The organism is Pseudostreptobacillus sp. (genome assembly GCF_977040545.1).
Genome location: NZ_CDRRBS010000013.1, coordinates 1 through 16,971, shown reverse-complemented (window position 1 = coordinate 16,971; position 16,971 = coordinate 1). Strand labels below are relative to the sequence as shown.

At 26.7% G+C, this 16,971-nt stretch carries 19 protein-coding genes and 1 pseudogene; 15 read left to right on the top strand and 5 right to left on the bottom strand.

Features of this window, described 5'->3' with window-relative positions; genetic code table 11:
- Positions 1-30: 30 nt before the first annotated feature.
- From ACWYO2_RS01590 to ACWYO2_RS01580, 3 genes and pseudogenes are all read right to left on the bottom strand, one after another.
- Positions 31-195 carry a hypothetical protein gene (locus tag ACWYO2_RS01590; protein ID WP_455514745.1) on the bottom strand — a complete coding sequence of 55 codons (165 nt, stop codon included), beginning with the start codon at positions 193-195 and terminating at the stop codon, positions 31-33.
- Positions 196-201: 6 nt separating this feature from the next.
- A pseudogene (locus ACWYO2_RS01585) lies at positions 202-486 on the bottom strand (Fic family protein); the annotation flags it as partial.
- Positions 487-516: 30 nt separating this feature from the next.
- On the bottom strand, positions 517-696 hold the full coding sequence (locus ACWYO2_RS01580) for a hypothetical protein (RefSeq protein WP_455514744.1): 180 nt from the start codon (positions 694-696) through the stop codon (positions 517-519).
- Between the two features lie 316 nt (positions 697-1,012).
- On the opposite strand from ACWYO2_RS01580, the gene ACWYO2_RS01575 reads away from it, so the two are divergent.
- Positions 1,013-3,628: a YadA-like family protein gene (locus ACWYO2_RS01575; protein WP_455514743.1), complete on the top strand. Its 2,616-nt coding sequence runs from the start codon at positions 1,013-1,015 to the stop codon at positions 3,626-3,628.
- A 143-nt stretch (positions 3,629-3,771) separates the two neighbouring features.
- Positions 3,772-5,745 carry a YadA-like family protein gene (locus ACWYO2_RS01570; RefSeq protein ID WP_455514742.1) on the top strand — a complete coding sequence of 658 codons (1,974 nt, stop codon included), beginning with the start codon at positions 3,772-3,774 and terminating at the stop codon, positions 5,743-5,745.
- 78 nt (positions 5,746-5,823) lie between these two features.
- On the opposite strand, the gene ACWYO2_RS01565 is transcribed toward ACWYO2_RS01570, so the two are convergent.
- Positions 5,824-6,216, bottom strand: coding sequence for a toxin-antitoxin system YwqK family antitoxin (locus ACWYO2_RS01565; protein ID WP_455514741.1), 393 nt, complete (start codon positions 6,214-6,216; stop codon positions 5,824-5,826).
- 185 nt (positions 6,217-6,401) lie between these two features.
- Here ACWYO2_RS01565 and ACWYO2_RS01560 point away from each other — a divergent pair, with 185 nt between their 5' ends.
- The 13 genes from ACWYO2_RS01560 (at position 6,402) to ACWYO2_RS01500 (ending at position 16,695) form a co-directional block, all read left to right on the top strand.
- A complete protein-coding gene (locus ACWYO2_RS01560; protein WP_455514740.1) occupies positions 6,402-7,208 on the top strand; it encodes an undecaprenyl-diphosphate phosphatase in 807 nt (268 codons plus the stop codon).
- A gap of 1 nt (position 7,209) precedes the next feature.
- Positions 7,210-8,079: a thymidylate synthase gene (thyA, locus tag ACWYO2_RS01555; RefSeq protein ID WP_455514739.1), complete on the top strand. Its 870-nt coding sequence runs from the start codon at positions 7,210-7,212 to the stop codon at positions 8,077-8,079.
- Between the two features lie 8 nt (positions 8,080-8,087).
- The gene (locus tag ACWYO2_RS01550; protein ID WP_455514738.1) at positions 8,088-8,567 is read left to right on the top strand and encodes a dihydrofolate reductase; all 480 of its coding nucleotides are present in this window, start codon (positions 8,088-8,090) and stop codon (positions 8,565-8,567) included.
- A complete protein-coding gene (gene folD, locus ACWYO2_RS01545; protein WP_455514737.1) occupies positions 8,564-9,427 on the top strand; it encodes a bifunctional methylenetetrahydrofolate dehydrogenase/methenyltetrahydrofolate cyclohydrolase FolD in 864 nt (287 codons plus the stop codon). The genes ACWYO2_RS01550 and folD overlap by 4 nt, the downstream gene beginning before the upstream one ends.
- Entirely contained in the window at positions 9,411-10,793 is a 1,383-nt protein-coding gene (locus ACWYO2_RS01540; RefSeq protein ID WP_455514736.1) for a coproporphyrinogen III oxidase, read from the top strand. The genes folD and ACWYO2_RS01540 overlap by 17 nt, the downstream gene beginning before the upstream one ends.
- On the top strand, positions 10,780-11,310 hold the full coding sequence (locus ACWYO2_RS01535) for a hypothetical protein (protein WP_455514735.1): 531 nt from the start codon (positions 10,780-10,782) through the stop codon (positions 11,308-11,310). The genes ACWYO2_RS01540 and ACWYO2_RS01535 overlap by 14 nt, the downstream gene beginning before the upstream one ends.
- Positions 11,303-11,770 carry a hypothetical protein gene (locus ACWYO2_RS01530; protein ID WP_455514734.1) on the top strand — a complete coding sequence of 156 codons (468 nt, stop codon included), beginning with the start codon at positions 11,303-11,305 and terminating at the stop codon, positions 11,768-11,770. The genes ACWYO2_RS01535 and ACWYO2_RS01530 overlap by 8 nt, the downstream gene beginning before the upstream one ends.
- The gene (locus ACWYO2_RS01525; RefSeq protein ID WP_455514733.1) at positions 11,761-12,774 is read left to right on the top strand and encodes an alpha/beta hydrolase fold domain-containing protein; all 1,014 of its coding nucleotides are present in this window, start codon (positions 11,761-11,763) and stop codon (positions 12,772-12,774) included. The genes ACWYO2_RS01530 and ACWYO2_RS01525 overlap by 10 nt, the downstream gene beginning before the upstream one ends.
- The gene (gene pip, locus ACWYO2_RS01520) at positions 12,755-13,726 is read left to right on the top strand and encodes a prolyl aminopeptidase (RefSeq protein WP_455514732.1); all 972 of its coding nucleotides are present in this window, start codon (positions 12,755-12,757) and stop codon (positions 13,724-13,726) included. The genes ACWYO2_RS01525 and pip overlap by 20 nt, the downstream gene beginning before the upstream one ends.
- Complete coding sequence (locus ACWYO2_RS01515) at positions 13,716-14,537, top strand: Cof-type HAD-IIB family hydrolase (RefSeq protein WP_455514731.1); 822 nt, start codon at positions 13,716-13,718, stop codon at positions 14,535-14,537. Before pip ends, ACWYO2_RS01515 begins: the two co-directional genes overlap by 11 nt.
- A 37-nt stretch (positions 14,538-14,574) precedes the next feature.
- Complete coding sequence (locus ACWYO2_RS01510) at positions 14,575-15,216, top strand: adenylate kinase (protein ID WP_455514730.1); 642 nt, start codon at positions 14,575-14,577, stop codon at positions 15,214-15,216.
- 7 nt (positions 15,217-15,223) lie between these two features.
- Complete coding sequence (gene map, locus ACWYO2_RS01505; RefSeq protein ID WP_455514729.1) at positions 15,224-15,994, top strand: type I methionyl aminopeptidase; 771 nt, start codon at positions 15,224-15,226, stop codon at positions 15,992-15,994.
- A gap of 194 nt (positions 15,995-16,188) precedes the next feature.
- Positions 16,189-16,695: a type III toxin-antitoxin system ToxN/AbiQ family toxin gene (locus ACWYO2_RS01500; protein ID WP_455514728.1), complete on the top strand. Its 507-nt coding sequence runs from the start codon at positions 16,189-16,191 to the stop codon at positions 16,693-16,695.
- 60 nt (positions 16,696-16,755) lie between these two features.
- Here the strand turns inward: ACWYO2_RS01500 and ACWYO2_RS01495 are convergent.
- A partial coding sequence (locus tag ACWYO2_RS01495) for a hypothetical protein (RefSeq protein ID WP_455514727.1) occupies positions 16,756-16,971 on the bottom strand: 216 nt, incomplete at its 5' end.

Genomic DNA, 16,971 nt, shown 5'->3' with positions numbered 1-16,971 from the left:
TTATTTAAAGATTTTTGATTTATTTTTTCTCTAAAAATTTTTTGTTATTTCTTTTTGTTTATTTAAAAGTTTTTGTAATATGGTATCTTTTTTATTTTCATAATCATAAAAATTTACTAATGCTTCTGAATATTCAATATCTTTAAAATTGATAGAAAAAGGTGCATAACCATTTAAAATAAGTAGTCCACACATTATAAGTTGTGCAGTTCTTTTATTTCCATCTCCAAAATATTGGTTTTTACATAAATTTAAAAATAAATCTATGATTTTTATACCTTCTCTTTTATCATCGTGATATTTATTTATAGTTTCAAAAAAACTAATATCTAAATTTTCTACTTCAATACCGGTATGTTTTGCACCTATTATTTTTATATTATAACGTCTAAAACCACCTAAATTATCAAAATTATCATTACTTGCAACTAATCGATTTACTGTGCAAAAAGTGTCTTTATCAAAATAAAAATTGTTTTCTTTAATTTTATTTAAGATATAATCAAACCCCTTTTTTTAATTTCTGACTAATATAACATCTTTAATACGTGCATTTTTAGGTGCTTTTCCAGATAAGGTATGAGCAGTTTCTAATAATGTCATTTGATTTCCTTCTGTTAAAGAAATATCATATATTAGTTCTTCAAACATATAGTTTAGAATAAATAAAGCCTTATTCAAGCCTATTTTATACATTTTAATTTTCCACTTTTATTTTAAAAATTTATTTAAAATTATAATATACATTTAACCTGTGTCAATATTATACCACAATTATTTTTTAAAACCAAAATTTTAAGAGTGTAATATATATTTTTTAAAATATAAAATAAATTAATTTTTTTTGATTTTAAAATTTTAATTTTACTACCATATTTATTTACTTTTATTATATTTTGTTTATTATTTTAAAACTTTTTATTTTGAAATAAAATAATCAATTTAATATATTGAAAAGATTTTTAATTGAAGATATAATAAAAAATATAAAATTAAAATGAGGTGAAATTTAATGAAGATAAGTAGATTAAAAAAAGAATTATTATTTTCTTTTTTAATATCGGGAACATTTATTTATGGAGGAGAAGTAGAAAAACTTGTTAAGTTTGATTCAGGAGGAGAAGCAAGTGCAACTGGTCATGTAGCAATAGGGATTGGGCCCAATTCTAAAGCTAATGGGAATCAAGCTTTAGCTTTAGGAGCAAATGCAGAAGCTGTTGCAGAAACTAATGAAGATGGAAACATGATGGCTCTTGGACTTAATTCAAAATCAACAAAAACAGATGCATTAGCTATAGGTACAAGAACAGAAGCAACTGGTATAAATACTACTTCAGTTGGGGCGTATGCTAAGGCGATAGATCAATATGGTGTTGCTATAGGAGCAGATTCATATTCGTTTGGAGAACGTGGTATAGCTATAGGTGTTCATATTAGTGAAACGATGTTAGAAAAAATGGTAAAGTTTAATGAAACTTCTAAAAAATATGAAATAAACGAAAATGGATTTAAAGAATATATAAAATATGAAAAAACAATAAATGATTTAGTTAAAGATGAAGCTTTAAAAAAAGAATTATTAACAGATACGAATAAATTGAAAGAATTAGTTAGTGATGAAAATAGATTAAATGCTTCTATAACTGAAAAAAATAAAAAAGAAGCTTTAGTGGCTTATGAAAAATCTGTAAGTGAAGCTAAAACAATATTAGAAAAAGATGGTAAACTTAGTAGACTAAAATCATTAAATCCTTATGGTGCCATAGGTGGAAAATCAATAAGTATAGGAGATGAAAATTTAGCTTCAGGTGCTTATTCTATATCTGTTGGTAGTGAAGCTAAAGCAACTAATTACGCTACAGCTGCATATGGTTATAAGGCAGATGCAAGTGGAGATCAAGCGACATCTATTGGATTTAATTCAAAAGCAGATGGGAATTATAGTACAGCTTTAGGAACGGCTGCTAAAGCTTCTGGTGAAACTTCAGTATCTATTGGTTATGCGTCTAAAGTAGAATCAAATAGTGCTATATCAATAGGAAGAGGGGCTTATGTAGGTGGAGAAGGAGAAGATAAAACTGGATCAATAGCTATAGGAAATGGTGCGAGTTCAAAAGCAGGACTTTCAATAGCAATAGGAAATGGAGCTGAAAATAGAAGTGGAGGAACTTATTCAGGTCAAACAGCTCTAGGAACTGGAGCAGTTACAGGAAAAACAGGATCAACAGCAATAGGAAATGGAGCAAGAGCTAATACTGAAGATATAATGGGAAATAGTGCTTATGCAACAGCTGTAGGAACCTCTTCTAATGCCCACGGAACCTATGCATCAGCACTTGGAACACATTCTCAAGCTTGGGGGCATTATTCAGTTGCTATAGGTATGCAAAATAATGGTAATAATCGTGAAAATGGTGCTCGTGGATTTGCAAGTAACGCTATAGGACTTTATGCACATGCTAGAGGAATATACAGTAATGCTATTGGAAGCTATTCTGAAGCTTTATACAATAATTCATTAGCATTTGGTAGAGAAACAAAAGCAAATGCAGTAAATTCAACAGCGATTGGGTCTTATGCTGAAACACTTGGTGTGAATTCTGTTGCAATAGGGTATAACGCTACTGCTGATATTGATTCTGGAGTTGCACTTGGAGATAATTCTAAAACTAATGGACAATTATATACTACAGGATATAATCCACTTGAATTTAATATTCAAAATATGCAAGATATTTTAGGTGCAGATAAAATAAATGAATATATATCTAAAAAGAATGAAATGATTGAACTTGATAACAAAATATATCAAATTAACGAAAAGTTGAAAGATGTTGAATATAAAAGAATATATGCAAAAGAAAAAACAGAAAGAGAAGAAGCTGATAAACTTACGATAGAAAATCGTGTTCTTAGAGATAACGCTATAAATGAAAGACTTAACTTAATTAAATATATGAAAGAGAATTTTAAAAACGCATCAACTTGGGAAAGTACATTAGGAGGGGTGTCAATAGGAAATGCCGAACTTGGATTGACTAGACAAATAAATAATGTTTCTGCAGGATTACTTGATACTGATGCTGTAAATGTAGCTCAACTTAAAAATGTAGCAGCTAAATTTAATGGAGATACAGGAACAAATATATTTAAATTAAGCTCTGGAATTAATATTAATGGTAAGAATGGTGTAAAAACAGAAGTTACTAATAATGGAATTACAATTTCTTTAGATGGAAATGTTAATAAAAATATTGAAAATTTAAATATAGGGCTTGCTAACGCGATTGCTATGGCAAATCTTCCTCAAATTGTAAATCTTAAAAATGGAGCAAATGTTTCTGCTGCATTAGGAACTTTTAATGGAGATACATCAGTAGCTGTTGGATTAAGTGGTGTAGATAGAAAAGCAAATATAGTGTATAAAGCAAGTGGAGCACTTAATACTAAAGGTAAAGTAGCTTTTGGTATAGGGGTTGGATATCAATTTAATCGTGAAGTTATTGAAGAAGAAAATTCAAATTTAAAGATAAAAAAATTAGAAGAAGAAAATAATGAATTGAAATCAAGAGTTTTAAAACTTGAAGAAAGTTTAAATATATTGATGAAAAATTTTATTAAAAAATAGGTATAAAATTTAAATTTGTATAAAAATAGATGGTTCTAAAAGGCTATCTATTTTTAATAAAAGTAATAATTTTATATAAGATTGACAAAAATATGGGGGGGGGTATAATATTATTGGATAGTATCGTATTTAGGAGGGTAATTATGAAAAAATTATTAGGTATATCTTTATTAGTTTTATTAGCAAGTATTAATATTTATGGTGAAGGAATAGAAAAAGGACAAGGTAAAGGAATTTCAATAGGTAAAACTTCAAATAGTGAAAATGCTACAAATATTGCTGTTGGAGAAAATTCAGATTCTAAAGGAGATGCTTCTGTTGCAATAGGAGATTCAAGTAACAGTATTGGTAGTAATACAATTGCTATTGGTAAAGAGGCAGAATCTAAAGGATATGCTTCTATTGCAATAGGATCTAATTCTAAAACTAAAGAAGGAAATTCAGTTGCTTTGGGAGTAAATGCTCAAGCAATTAAAGGTAATGCTATAGCAATAGGTTCTGGTTCAAAAGCAGAAAACACTCAATCTGTTTCTATAGGTATTTCGAGTGTAGCTGGAGGTCATTCTTCATCTGCTTATGGCTTTCATTCTAAGAGTAGTGGAATAAGTTCTGTTGCAATAGGGGATTCAAGTAACAGTATAGGTAGTAATACAATTGCTATTGGTAAAGAAGCAGAATCTAAAGGAGATAGTGGTATATCTATAGGTCTTAAAGCAAAATCTTCAACTTCAAATACTATAGCTTTAGGAGCTTATGCAAGTGTTGAAGGAGTTGGAACAAGTTCCTCTATTGCTATAGGAAATGGAGCATATATAGGAGAATTACCTAATAAAGAAAGCAATGATATAGGAGCACCCGGTTATAAAAAAGATTTATTTCCAGAAGATTATCAAAAATATCAACAAAAAGGAAGAAAATACTCTAATTCAATAGCGTTAGGATTACACGCTAAATCATATGGATTTCAAAATATAGCCATAGGGGGTACTGCTGAAACTTATGATACAAATACAATATCTATAGGTCATGGAAGTGTAGGAAAAGGACATTTTTCTGTTGCTTTAGGAAAACAGGCTCAAACACAAAAGGATTATGCACTAGCTAGTGGAAGTTATGCTATAGCTGAAGGAGAAGGTTCAACAGCGTTAGGACATAATGCCTATTCTTATATAGATTCAAGTGTTGCATTAGGAGAAGATTCTTTAAGTAATAGAAATAAGAATATTTTAGGATATGATCCTTCTGGAAATATTAAATCTATAGATGATGTATTAGGTGATAATAAAGAGGAATATATTGAAATTACAAAAAGAATAGAAACTTTAGAAAAAGAAATAGTTACATCAAGAAAAGACTACAAGAAGATAATTGATGATATAGATAATAGCACTTTGACAGGGGAAGAAAGAAAAAAATTTAATAAAGAACAAGCACAAAAAATGGGTAATAAACTTAATGAAATATATGTTAAAAAAGAAGAAATAAAAGAACTTGATATTAAGAAAAATAAAATGATTGGTTCTTGGGTTTCTAGTAGAGGAGCTGTTTCTATAGGTAATAATACTCTTGGAATTAAACGTCAAATCACAAATGTTGCTGCAGGTACAGTTGATTCCGATGCTGTAAATGTTGCACAATTAAAGAAAATAACACTAAAAGTAAGTTCGGATAATGGAGAAAATAGCATAAATTTATCAAGTGGTAATTTAGCAATAAAAGGAGAAAATGGAATAACTACTAGAATAGATTCTGAAGGAAATTTAAGAATAGGAAATTCTAAAAATGAAATGGATAAATCAACGATATCAGGAATTGCAAATGCTATGGCTATGGCTAACTTAATTAATCGTTCTGAAGGGGATTCAATATCAGTAGGACTTGGAATGTACAAAGGTGAAACTTCTATTGCATTAGGACTTTTAGGAAGTTTAGGTAAAAATGAAAAAGTTTCATATAAATTAAGTTCAAGTATATCATTTCATGGAGACATAGGGTTTGGTTTAGGAGTTTCATATCTATTTAATAATAAGAAAAAAGATGTTAAAGATGAAGAAATACAAGATTTGAAAACAAAAATAGATCAATTAACAAAAATAGTTAATGAATTAAAAAAATAAGATATTTTAAAAGAATATGTACCAACAAACTAGTATAATTAAACACTAATTGTTGGTACGTTTTATTTTTTATATTCTTTATTGAAAATTTGTATATGGAATTTCAAAATTTATTCCATTTGGTAAAATGAATTTAACAGAACCCTCTATTTTGTCGTTTTTATAAATTCCTTCAATTTTGCTACCATCTTTGAAATATATAGTAGTTAAACCTTCTTTTTTACTGTTTATATATGTTCCTTCTTCTTTTATTCCTGAATTTGTATAATATTTTATAAATGGTCCTTCAATTATTCCATTTACAAAAGTTCCTTCTTCTATATCTCCATTTTTGGCGTAATATTTATAAGGACCTTCTTCTTTTCCATTTACAATATCAACGATTAATCTATCACCATTATCATATTTAAACTCCTCTGATAAGGAATTTAATGATATTAAAAACATTACAAATAACAACAATTTTTTCATTAACATTTTCTCCTCTCATTCAAATGATTTATTAACTTTGTCAAAAGTATAACTGAACTATAAAATTTTGTCAATATATTTAGAAAAATCATTGTTAAAATGTTCTTATTTTTATAATATCTATTCTTCTTTTTTTTTGGATTAAAATTTGGTATAATTAATATATAAATAGAAAGGAAATTATAATGATTATAGATATATTTAAAGTTTTTTTATTATCTCTAGTAGAAGCTTTTACAGAGTTTATACCTGTTAGTAGTACAGGACATATGATATTACTTGAAAATTTAATAAAATTATCAGAAAATAAGGTGTTTGTTAATGCTTTTCAAATAATAATACAACTGGGAGCGATACTTGCTGTTGTGGTTGTATTTTTTAATGAAATATATCCTTTTAAATATAAAGGAGAAAAAAGAAATGAACTATTTTCTTTATGGAAAAAAATAATAGTGGCAGTTTTACCAGCTGTTGTTTTAGGTTTGCTTTTTGATGATTTAATAGATAAATATTTATTTAATCCTATAATAGTATCAATAATGTTGGTTATTTATGGTGTATTGCTTGTATTTATTGAAAGTAAAAATAAAAAAGTAAAGGTAGAAAGTGTTAAAGATATATCATATACGATGGCGATATATATAGGGTTATTTCAATGTTTAGCAATGATACCGGGAACATCAAGATCAGCTGCAACAATAATAGGTGCGATGCTTATAGGGTTAAGTAGAATAGCTGCAACAGAGTTTTCGTTTTATTTAGCGATACCAACAATGCTAGGTGCAACAAGTTTGAAATTGATAAAACTTGGAAATATATTAACATATTATGAGTTAATATTAATATTTTTAGGTTTAATTTTAACCTTTATAATGTCACTTTACATTATTAAAGGATTTATGAAATATATAAAAAATAGGGACTTTAAATTATTTGGTTATTATAGAATAATTTTAGGTTTAATTGTCTTAATATTTAGTTTGTGGAGGTAATATGAAAGTTTATTTAGATTTAGTAAATTATGTTTTAAAAAATGGAGTAAGAAAGGAAAATAGAACAGGAGTTGATACTATATCTACATTTGCTTATTCATATAAGGTAGATTTATCTCAAGGTTATCCTTTACTTACAACAAAAAAGATGTATTTTAATTCAATGTTACATGAGCTTTTTTGGTATTTAAGCGGAGAAGAACATATCAAAGAATTAAAGAAAAAAACAAAGATATGGGATGCTTGGGCTGATGAGGAAGGTAGACTTGAAACGGCTTATGGTAGATTTTGGAGAAGATATCCTGTTCCAGAAATTTCTCTTGATGGAGAAGTATTTGTAGATGAAAACAATAGATGGACAACAAGAGAAGAAAATGGCTCTTTAGTATTTGATCAAATACAATATATAATAGATACATTAAAAGAAATGAAAGAAAATCCTAATCATAAAAATGGAAGAAGATTAATAGTTCTTGCTTGGAATCCGGGGAATGCGAGTATAAGTAAATTACCACCTTGTCATTATACTTTTGCATTTAATGTATTAGGTAATAAATTAAATTGTCACTTAACACAAAGAAGTGGAGATATTGCATTAGGTATACCTTTTAATTTAGCTTGCTATTCTTTATTAACTATGATGATAGCTAAGGAATGTGGTTATGAAGTTGGAGAATTTGTACATACAATAATAGATGCTCATATATATGAAAATCATATAGAAGGCTTAAAAGAACAGTTAACTCGTCAACCATTAAAATTATCTAAAATAAAAATTGCAGATAAACCATTTAATGAGTTAACATTTGAAGATATAGAGCTTATAGACTATGAAAGTCATCCTCTAATAAAATTTGAAGTAGCAGTTTAAGGAGTGAAATGTTTAGTATAATAGTAGCTGTTGGTAAAAATATGGAAATAGGTCTTAATAATAAGTTATTATGGCATATTCCAGAAGATTTAAAAAAATTTAAAGAAATAACAACAGGAAAAACAATAATAATGGGTAAAAATACCTTTGATAGCATAGGAAAGCCTTTGCCTAATAGAAGAAATATAGTTTTATCTATTGAGGAATTTGATAAAGGAGATTTAGATATAGAAGTATATAATGATTTTGATAAGTTGATAAAAAATTTATCTAATTTAAAAGAAGAAATTTTTATTATAGGTGGAGCTAGTATATATAAAAAAGCGATGGAGTCAGGTTGTGTGAGCAATCTTTATGTAAGTCATGTAGAGTTTGAGGGTAAGGCAGATACGTTTTTTCCTGAAATAAATGATGAATGGGAAAAAGAATTAGAAGAAAAATATATTGGTTGGAAATTTTGTAGATATATAAAAAAGGGGGATAAATGATATTAGATGGTAAAGCTTTGTCTAATAAAATATTAGATGAAATTAGTAAAGAACATGATTTTATGTTGAAAAAAAATGGAAGGCGTGCAGGTCTTGTTGTGGTTATAGTTGGTGATGATAAAGCCTCTCGTGTTTATGTAAAAAATAAAAGAATGACATGTGAAAAAGTTGGTTTTTTTACAGAAACTATAGACTTTTCTTCTAATATATCTGAAGAGGAATTGTTAAAAGAAATAGAAAGATTAAATAGTGATGAAAGATTTGATGGTATTTTAGTTCAATTACCACTGCCTAAACATATAGATGAATTAAAAGTTTTAAATGCAATAAATCCAGATAAAGATGTGGATGGATTTCATTTTAATAATATAGGTAAAATGGTAGTAGGAGATGATACAGGATTTTTATCTTGTACACCTTATGGGATTATGCAGTTATTTGATGAATACAATATAAATGTAGAAGGGAAAGATGTAGTTATTATAGGTAGAAGTAATATAGTTGGAAAACCTATGGCACTTTTATTAATACAAAAAAGAGCTACAGTTCAAGTATGTAATACAAGAACAAAAGATATGAGAGAAAAATTAAAGAATGCAGATATAGTAATATCTGCTGCAGGTGTTCCTAATTTAATAGGGAAAGAAGATGTTAAAAAGGGAGCAGTTGTTATAGATGTAGGAATAAATAGAGTTGAAGGTAAGATTTGTGGTGATGTAAATTTTGAAGAAGTAAAAGATATAGCTTCATATATAACACCGGTTCCGGGTGGAGTAGGACCTATGACTATTGCTTCTCTTATGAAAAATACTTTAAAATCTTATAGAATGAGAGTTGATAAGGATGAAAGTAATTTCTGATTTTGAAATAGATGAAAATAAATGGAAAGAATTTCTTTATGTTTTTTTTAGAGATAACTTTGATACTGTTCTTTTAGAAGTATGTAAAGAAGATGGAAGAATAGAAGTTTTAGCAACAAATGGTAGGGATAAAATATATATAAATAAAGAAGAATTTTTTAGCAATCAAGTAGATGTAATGCAAAAATTAGCAATTTTAAAACTATATGATATATCTGTACCTTGGGGAACTCTTGTGGGAGTAAGACCAACTAAACTTGCAAGAAAATTATTGGAAAAATATGATGAATTTAAAGTTGAATATATACTTGAATCGATTTATGGGGTAAGTAGAGATAAAGCAAAATTATTATTAAATGTAGTAAAAAACTCAAAAGATTTTTTAGATAAAGAGAGTATTAGTGTATATATAGGATTTGCATATTGCCCTACAAAATGTAGTTATTGTTCATTTCCAGCTTATTTAAAAAGAGGTAAATATAACGAGAGATATGATGAATATTTTGAAAAATTACTTAAAGAAACAGAAGAAGTAGGAAAATTATGTAAAGAATTGAAAATAAATATAAACAGTATATATGTAGGGGGAGGAACACCAAGTTATCTTGAGCTTAGTGAAATGGATGAATTTTTAAAAACAATACAAGATAATTTTGATTTCAATAATATTAAAGAATATACATTTGAAGCAGGTAGAATAGATACATTAGATGAAGATAAACTTAATTTAATGAAGAAATATGGAGTAAGTAGAATAAGTATAAATCCTCAAAGTTTTAAAGAAGAAACTTTAAAATTAGTTAATAGATATCACGATATAGATAAATTAAATGAAGTATATACTATATCTAAAAATCTTGGTTTTGATATTAATATGGACTTTATAATAGGTCTTCCTAAAGAAAGTACAGAAGATATATTAAATACTTTAGAGAAATTTAAAGAATATAATCCAGAAAATGTTACATTTCATTATTTAGCTTTAAAAAATGCTTCTAATTTAACAATGAAAAAACATAGGTTAACTAAAGGGTTAGATTATGAAAAAATTGAATCTAAAATTAAAGAAATAACACAAGAAAAAGGATACATACCATATTATCTATATAGACAAAAAAATTCTTTTGATTTTGGAGAGAATTTAGGATATTGTTTACCGGGGAAACAGTTGATATATAATATAGAAATGATAGAAGAAAATAAAAGTGTAATAGCAATAGGAGCTGGAGGAATAACGAAGATAATAAAAGATGGATGTATTACTAGACAAATAAATTCTAAAGATCCATTAATGTGGTTAAATGAATTTGAAGATAGATTAAATAAAAAGTTAGAAATAATTAGGGGGTTAGGTGAAAAAAATTAGAGGTGCAATATATCTCTTTTCTATAATTGCTATAATAAATTTTTTAAATAAATATACAAATTTTTCAGAAATAATAAATACAGGTTCACCTAAAGTTGAAATAAATGAAGAGTATATTGTGTATGATGAAAAAGATGATGAAGTTAGTAAAAATAAAGATATAAATAAGATTGATTTAAATGATTTAAAAAATATAGGTATAAGTAAAAATAAAATATCTAAAATTAAGGAATATAAAAATTTTATTGGAAGTATATATGATATAGAAAAAATTTATGGTATATCTAAACAAGATAAAGAAAAAATTGATAAATATTATTTTGTTTCAGATGTTAAATTTAATAAATATAATATTAATGAATTAAATAATAGAGAGTTAAAAATTTTAGGATTTGCTAATAAGGAAGTTGAATATATTGAATATTTAAAAAGTAAAGGAAATATTAATTCTAATATTGATTTAAAAGATAAGGTAAATAATGAAATTTTGAAAAGGAGTATAAAGTTTGATGAATGATGAAATACGTAATAATATTTTAATGCTTTCAGGTTGTTTGAAAAAGTCTATTTTAAATAATAATAAAGTAATGAGGGAGTTTTGTTCAGCTCTTTTAACTAAGTATTTAGAAGAAGGAATAGATATATATTCTTTAGTACCTAAAGAAGAATTAGAGTCAGAAATTTCACAAGGTATGCAAGATTTTAAGAGCAGAAAACAAAGAGCATATTTTAAAAGGTTAAGTATAAGTTTATTCACAGGAATAGCTTGTGGACTTTTTGCTTATCTTTATTTAAGATTGTTTATATTCCATTCTTTAATGTTTTTTATAGTTGGATTTTTAGGAGATTATTTTTTAAAAATTAAAGTTAATAGAATAATTTTTGTAGGAGAAGCAAAAAGAGAATATAATAAATATGTAGATAAAAGTGTTTTACATATTAGAGAAAGTGAGGATCCAAGTAAGTTATGGAAATAAGATATTCTAAAACAGAAGGGTATGTAAAGGGTAGCATAGATCCTAATGTTATAACAACAACTAATTTAAAGAAAAAAGTCGCTTTAGAAAGAGGATTAAATAATATAAAATATTCTAATACTGTTGATAAAATGAGAGCTGAAATGTGGTTTCCGAATATTGATATTACAGATATGGAAATATATAATATTAAAGATAGTTTTAATGGAGTTCCAGTTATAAGATATGAAAGATTTAATCAAGACAAGAAAAATGTTATAGTATTTTTTCATGGTGGAGGATTTTATGGAGGTTCAGTAAATACAATACAAAATACTTGTAGATATATATCACAAGAAACAGGAGCTACAGTAATATCAGTTGATTATTCTTTAGCACCAGAATATCCATTTCCTACTGCAATAAATGAGGGTTATAGTGTTGTAAATAGCATAAAAAATGAGTATGAAAATATTTATTTAGCTGGAGATAGTGCTGGAGGAAGTATAGCAACTTCGGTACTAATAAAAGATATAGAAGAAAGTGAAACAAGAATTTCTAAAGGTTTAATTCTTTATTATCCTGTTCTTTTAATAGATCTTAAGGATAATATTATGGAAGATTTTGTTTGGGATCTTAAAGAATATAACATAGATGAAAATGATACTAATTCTCAATTGATGAAGTCAGAAGCTACTGGACTTAAATATGCTATGCCGTTTATAAAACATCAATATATAAAAACAAAAGAAGAAGTTTCAAATTACTATATATCTCAAATATCAACTCCTGATAGTATTTTAAGAAAATTTCCTAAAACTTTAATATTTACAGTTGAATTTGATTATTTAAGGCTTGAAGCAGAATATTTCTATAATAGATTAAAAAACTGTAATGTTGATGCAAAAGGAATTAGATATGCAGGTGAAACTCATGCATTTATAGATAAAACAGGATATAACGATAATTTAATTGACAGTGTTTCTGTCATAAAGGAGTTTTTAAATGATAAAAGAAATAAATAGTCAAGAAATACAAAATATAAAGACGCTATATAAAGATGAGGGGTATGAAGAAAAGGGTTATTACTATGAAACAGGTATCCATAAAATATATTATGAAGTTAGTGGAAATCCTAACGGAATACCTGTAGTATTTGTTCATGGAGGGCCTGGATCTCCTATGGGCTCTTATGCTAAGAGATTTTTTTGTAAAAATAAGTATAAAATAATAGTGATAGATCAAAGAGGATCAGGTAAAAGTCTTCCTTTTTCAGAATTAAAAGAAAATGATACTTTTTCTTTAATTAAAGATATGGAAGCTATAAGAGAAATATTAAATATAGATAAATGGATGGTTTTTGGTGGTTCTTGGGGATCTACCTTATCTTTAGTTTATGCAATAAATCATCCAGAGAGAGTATTAAAACTTGTTTTAAGAGGAATATTTTTAGCAAGAGAAGAAGATGTAGTTTGGCTATATAAAGAAGGAGCATCATATTTTTATCCTAAAGAATTTGACTTATTTTTATCACCTCTTACAGAAGAAGAAAGAAAAAATCCAGTAAAATCATATTTTAAATATTTAAGTGCTGATTTAGAAATAGCAACAAGATATGCTAAATTTTGGTCAGATTGGGAATGTAGTTGTATTCGTTTAATAAGAAAAGATAATAGTGATGAAATTACTCCTATGGATATTAGTATGGCAAGAATAGAATGTCACTACTTTAATAATAATTCTTTTCTACCTACTCCAAACTATATTTTAGAAAACACTGATAAGCTAAAAGGACTAGATATAGATATAGTACATGGAAGATATGATGTAGACTGTAGAATTAGTGGAGCCTATGAACTATACAATAAATTAGAAAATGCAAAGCTATATATAATACAAGATGCAGGTCACTCAAGTCTTGAAAGAGGTATAACACATAAGTTAGTGGAAATTACGGAGGAATTTAATGAAAGATAAGATAAAATTAATAGCCATAGATTTTGATGGTACATTTTTAGATGATAGTCATTTTAAATCAGATTTAAGTTATGTAAATAAATTAAGAGAAATGAAACTTAGTCAAGAAATAGTATTTGCAAGTGGAAGAGCAACAGCAGGTATTCTTACTCTTGTTGAAAAATTGGGTATGAAAGATATGGTTAGATATATCATAGGTCATAATGGTGCTGAAATATATGATTTAAAGGAAGAAAAAATAATATATCAAGATAGTATAAGTGATGATACAATTTTTGGAATATTTGAATTACTTGAAAAAGAAGGAGTCAAAAATCCTTTAAGTATACATGATTGGGATAAACTCATAACATACAACTATGATAAAAGAGCAGATTTAGAATGTTGGGCAAATTTTACGAGTTGCGTAAAAATAGATGATATAAAACAGTTTCCTAAAAATAAATTAAAACTTATGATTTTTGCAACAGGACAAGAAGTTGATGATATATATAACATAATAGATAAAAGTCAATATGGAGATAAAGTTACACAAGCAAGAAGTATGAATATTTTAGTAGAAATAACAGATAAAAATGTTAATAAATTTACTGCACTTGAAGTATTATGTAAAAAACTTGGAATAAGCACGGATAATGTATTAGCTTTTGGTAATGCAGAAAATGATGTAGAAATGATAACTGGAGTAGGATATGGTTATGCTATGAAAAATTCAGAGGAACATTTACTAAAAGTTGCTAAAAGAATTACTAAATTTACAAATGATGAATGTGGTGTAGAGCGTGAAATAATTGACATACTAGGAAATTAAGTGTATACTGAGAAAAAAGACTAAAGGAGAGATTTGAATGAATATAATATTATTTGGACCACCAGGAGCAGGAAAAGGAACTCAAGCAAAAGAGTTAATAGAAAGATTTTCTATACCTCAAATTTCAACAGGAGATATTTTAAGAGCAGCGATAGCTAATAAAACACCACTTGGACTTGAAGCTAAAAAGTTAATGGATGCTGGAAATCTTGTAAGTGATGATATAGTAAATGGATTAGTAGCAGAAAGATTAAAAGAAAAAGATACTGAAAAAGGATTTATACTTGATGGATATCCAAGAACAGTAGAACAAGCTAAAGCTTTAGATGTAATTTTAGAAAAACAAGAAAAAGAAATAGAAAAAGTAATAGCTTTAATAGTTGAAGATGATGAAATATTAAAAAGAATTACAGGAAGACGTGTTTCTAAGAAAACAGGAAAGATATATCATGTGATATATAATCCACCTGTAGATGAAAATCCAGAAGATTTAGAACAAAGAGCAGATGATACAGAAGAAGTTGTATTAAATAGATTAAAACAATACAAGGCACAAACTGCACCAGTTTTAGATTACTATAAATCAAAAGGAAAAGTTGCTGAAATACAAGGAGAAAGAGAAAGTAAATATATTACAGAAGAAATAGTAGATTTATTAAAAAATAACTGTAATATATAGGTGATGTATGGTTAGATTAAAAACATTAGAAGATATAAAAAAAATTAAGGCTGCAAATGAAATAATTGCAAGACTTTATGAAGATATTATACCTAAATATATTAAAGCAGGAGTATCTACTTGGGAAATAGATAAAATTTGTGAAGACTATATTCTTTCTCAGGGAGCACTACCTGGAACAAAGGGATATGATATAGGGTGGCCTTATCCTCCATATCCAGCATCAACTTGCATATCTATAAATGAGAAAGTTGTACATGGAATACCTAGTAAAACAGAAATTATTAAAGAAGGAGATATAGTTTCTTTAGATACTGTAACAATATTAGATGGATATTATGGAGATGCAGCAAAAACTTTTGCTGTTGGTGAAATAGATGAAAAATCAAGAAAACTGTTAAATGTTACAGAAAAAGCACGTGATTTAGGAATAGAAGCTGCTGTTTTAGGAAATACTACAGGTGATATAGGAGCAGTTATACAAAATTATGTAGAAAGAAATGGATTTTCTGTTGTTCGTGATTTTACAGGTCACGGTGTAGGATTTGAAATGCACGAAGATCCTTATGTACCTAATTATGGAAGACATGGTTCAGGTACAGTTTTACAAGAAGGAATGGTAATAGCTATAGAACCTATGGTGAATATAGGGACATTTAAGGTAAAAATATTAAAAGATCAATGGACAGTAGTTACTCAAGATAAAAAAAGATCAGCACATTTTGAACATTCAATAGCTATAGTAGATGGGAAACCATTGATATTAAGTCAAAAATAAAAATTGAATTTAAAATTGAAAAGTGCTATAATTGAAATATAAAAAGAGGTGAATCTCAGCCGTAAAATGAGAACGAAAAAAGAGGTGAATCTCAGCCAAAAATGAGAACGAAAAAAGAGGTGAATCTCAGCCAAAAATGAGAACGAAAAATATAGTAGTTGCGAGTCAACTACTATTCTTTTTAAGGAGGGGTTATGAGGATATATAGAATAAAGGATGAATATATTGATTTTTTAAGAAAATATGATGAAAAGGTTTCTAAAAATAAAGAAGAAACAAGACCTTTTGTTGGTATTGTATTTGAAATTAATAATTTTAAATATTTTGCCCCTTTATCATCACCTAAAGAAAAATATTTAAAAATGAATAATAGAGTTGATATTTTTAAATTAAATGATGGTGAATTAGGAGTTATTAATTTAAATAATATGATACCAGTATTAGAGGATTATTTGTTAGATTTTAATATAGAAAAGATTGAAGATATTAATTATAGAATTTTATTAAGAAAACAATTAAGGATTATAAAAAAGAATGGTGAAAAAATAAAAATTAATGCTAAAAAGTTGTATACTATTATTTCGCAAATGTATGATGTTGATTATAAAAGTGATATAAATAAAAAAAATTTAAAAAATAGGTGTGTTGAATATATAAAGTTAGAAAAAATAATTTCTGAATATATGAACAAAAAATATTAAGTAATATATAAAAATTAAAGGTGATTAGAGTAAAATCTAACCACCTTTTCTTTTTATTATTTATAGTTTAATATTTATATTTGCGAAAGTTCTATTGATTTTAACTTTTTCATTAACTATAAAATTCTCTAAATATGCAGATTTATTTATATTTCTACCTACATATCTATTCATATATGAGTTAACACTTTTCCATACATTATATGTAACTTCATTAAGTATTTCAGCATAATTATTTGTTTTATTAACATTTATTTCTATTTTATATAATTTAGA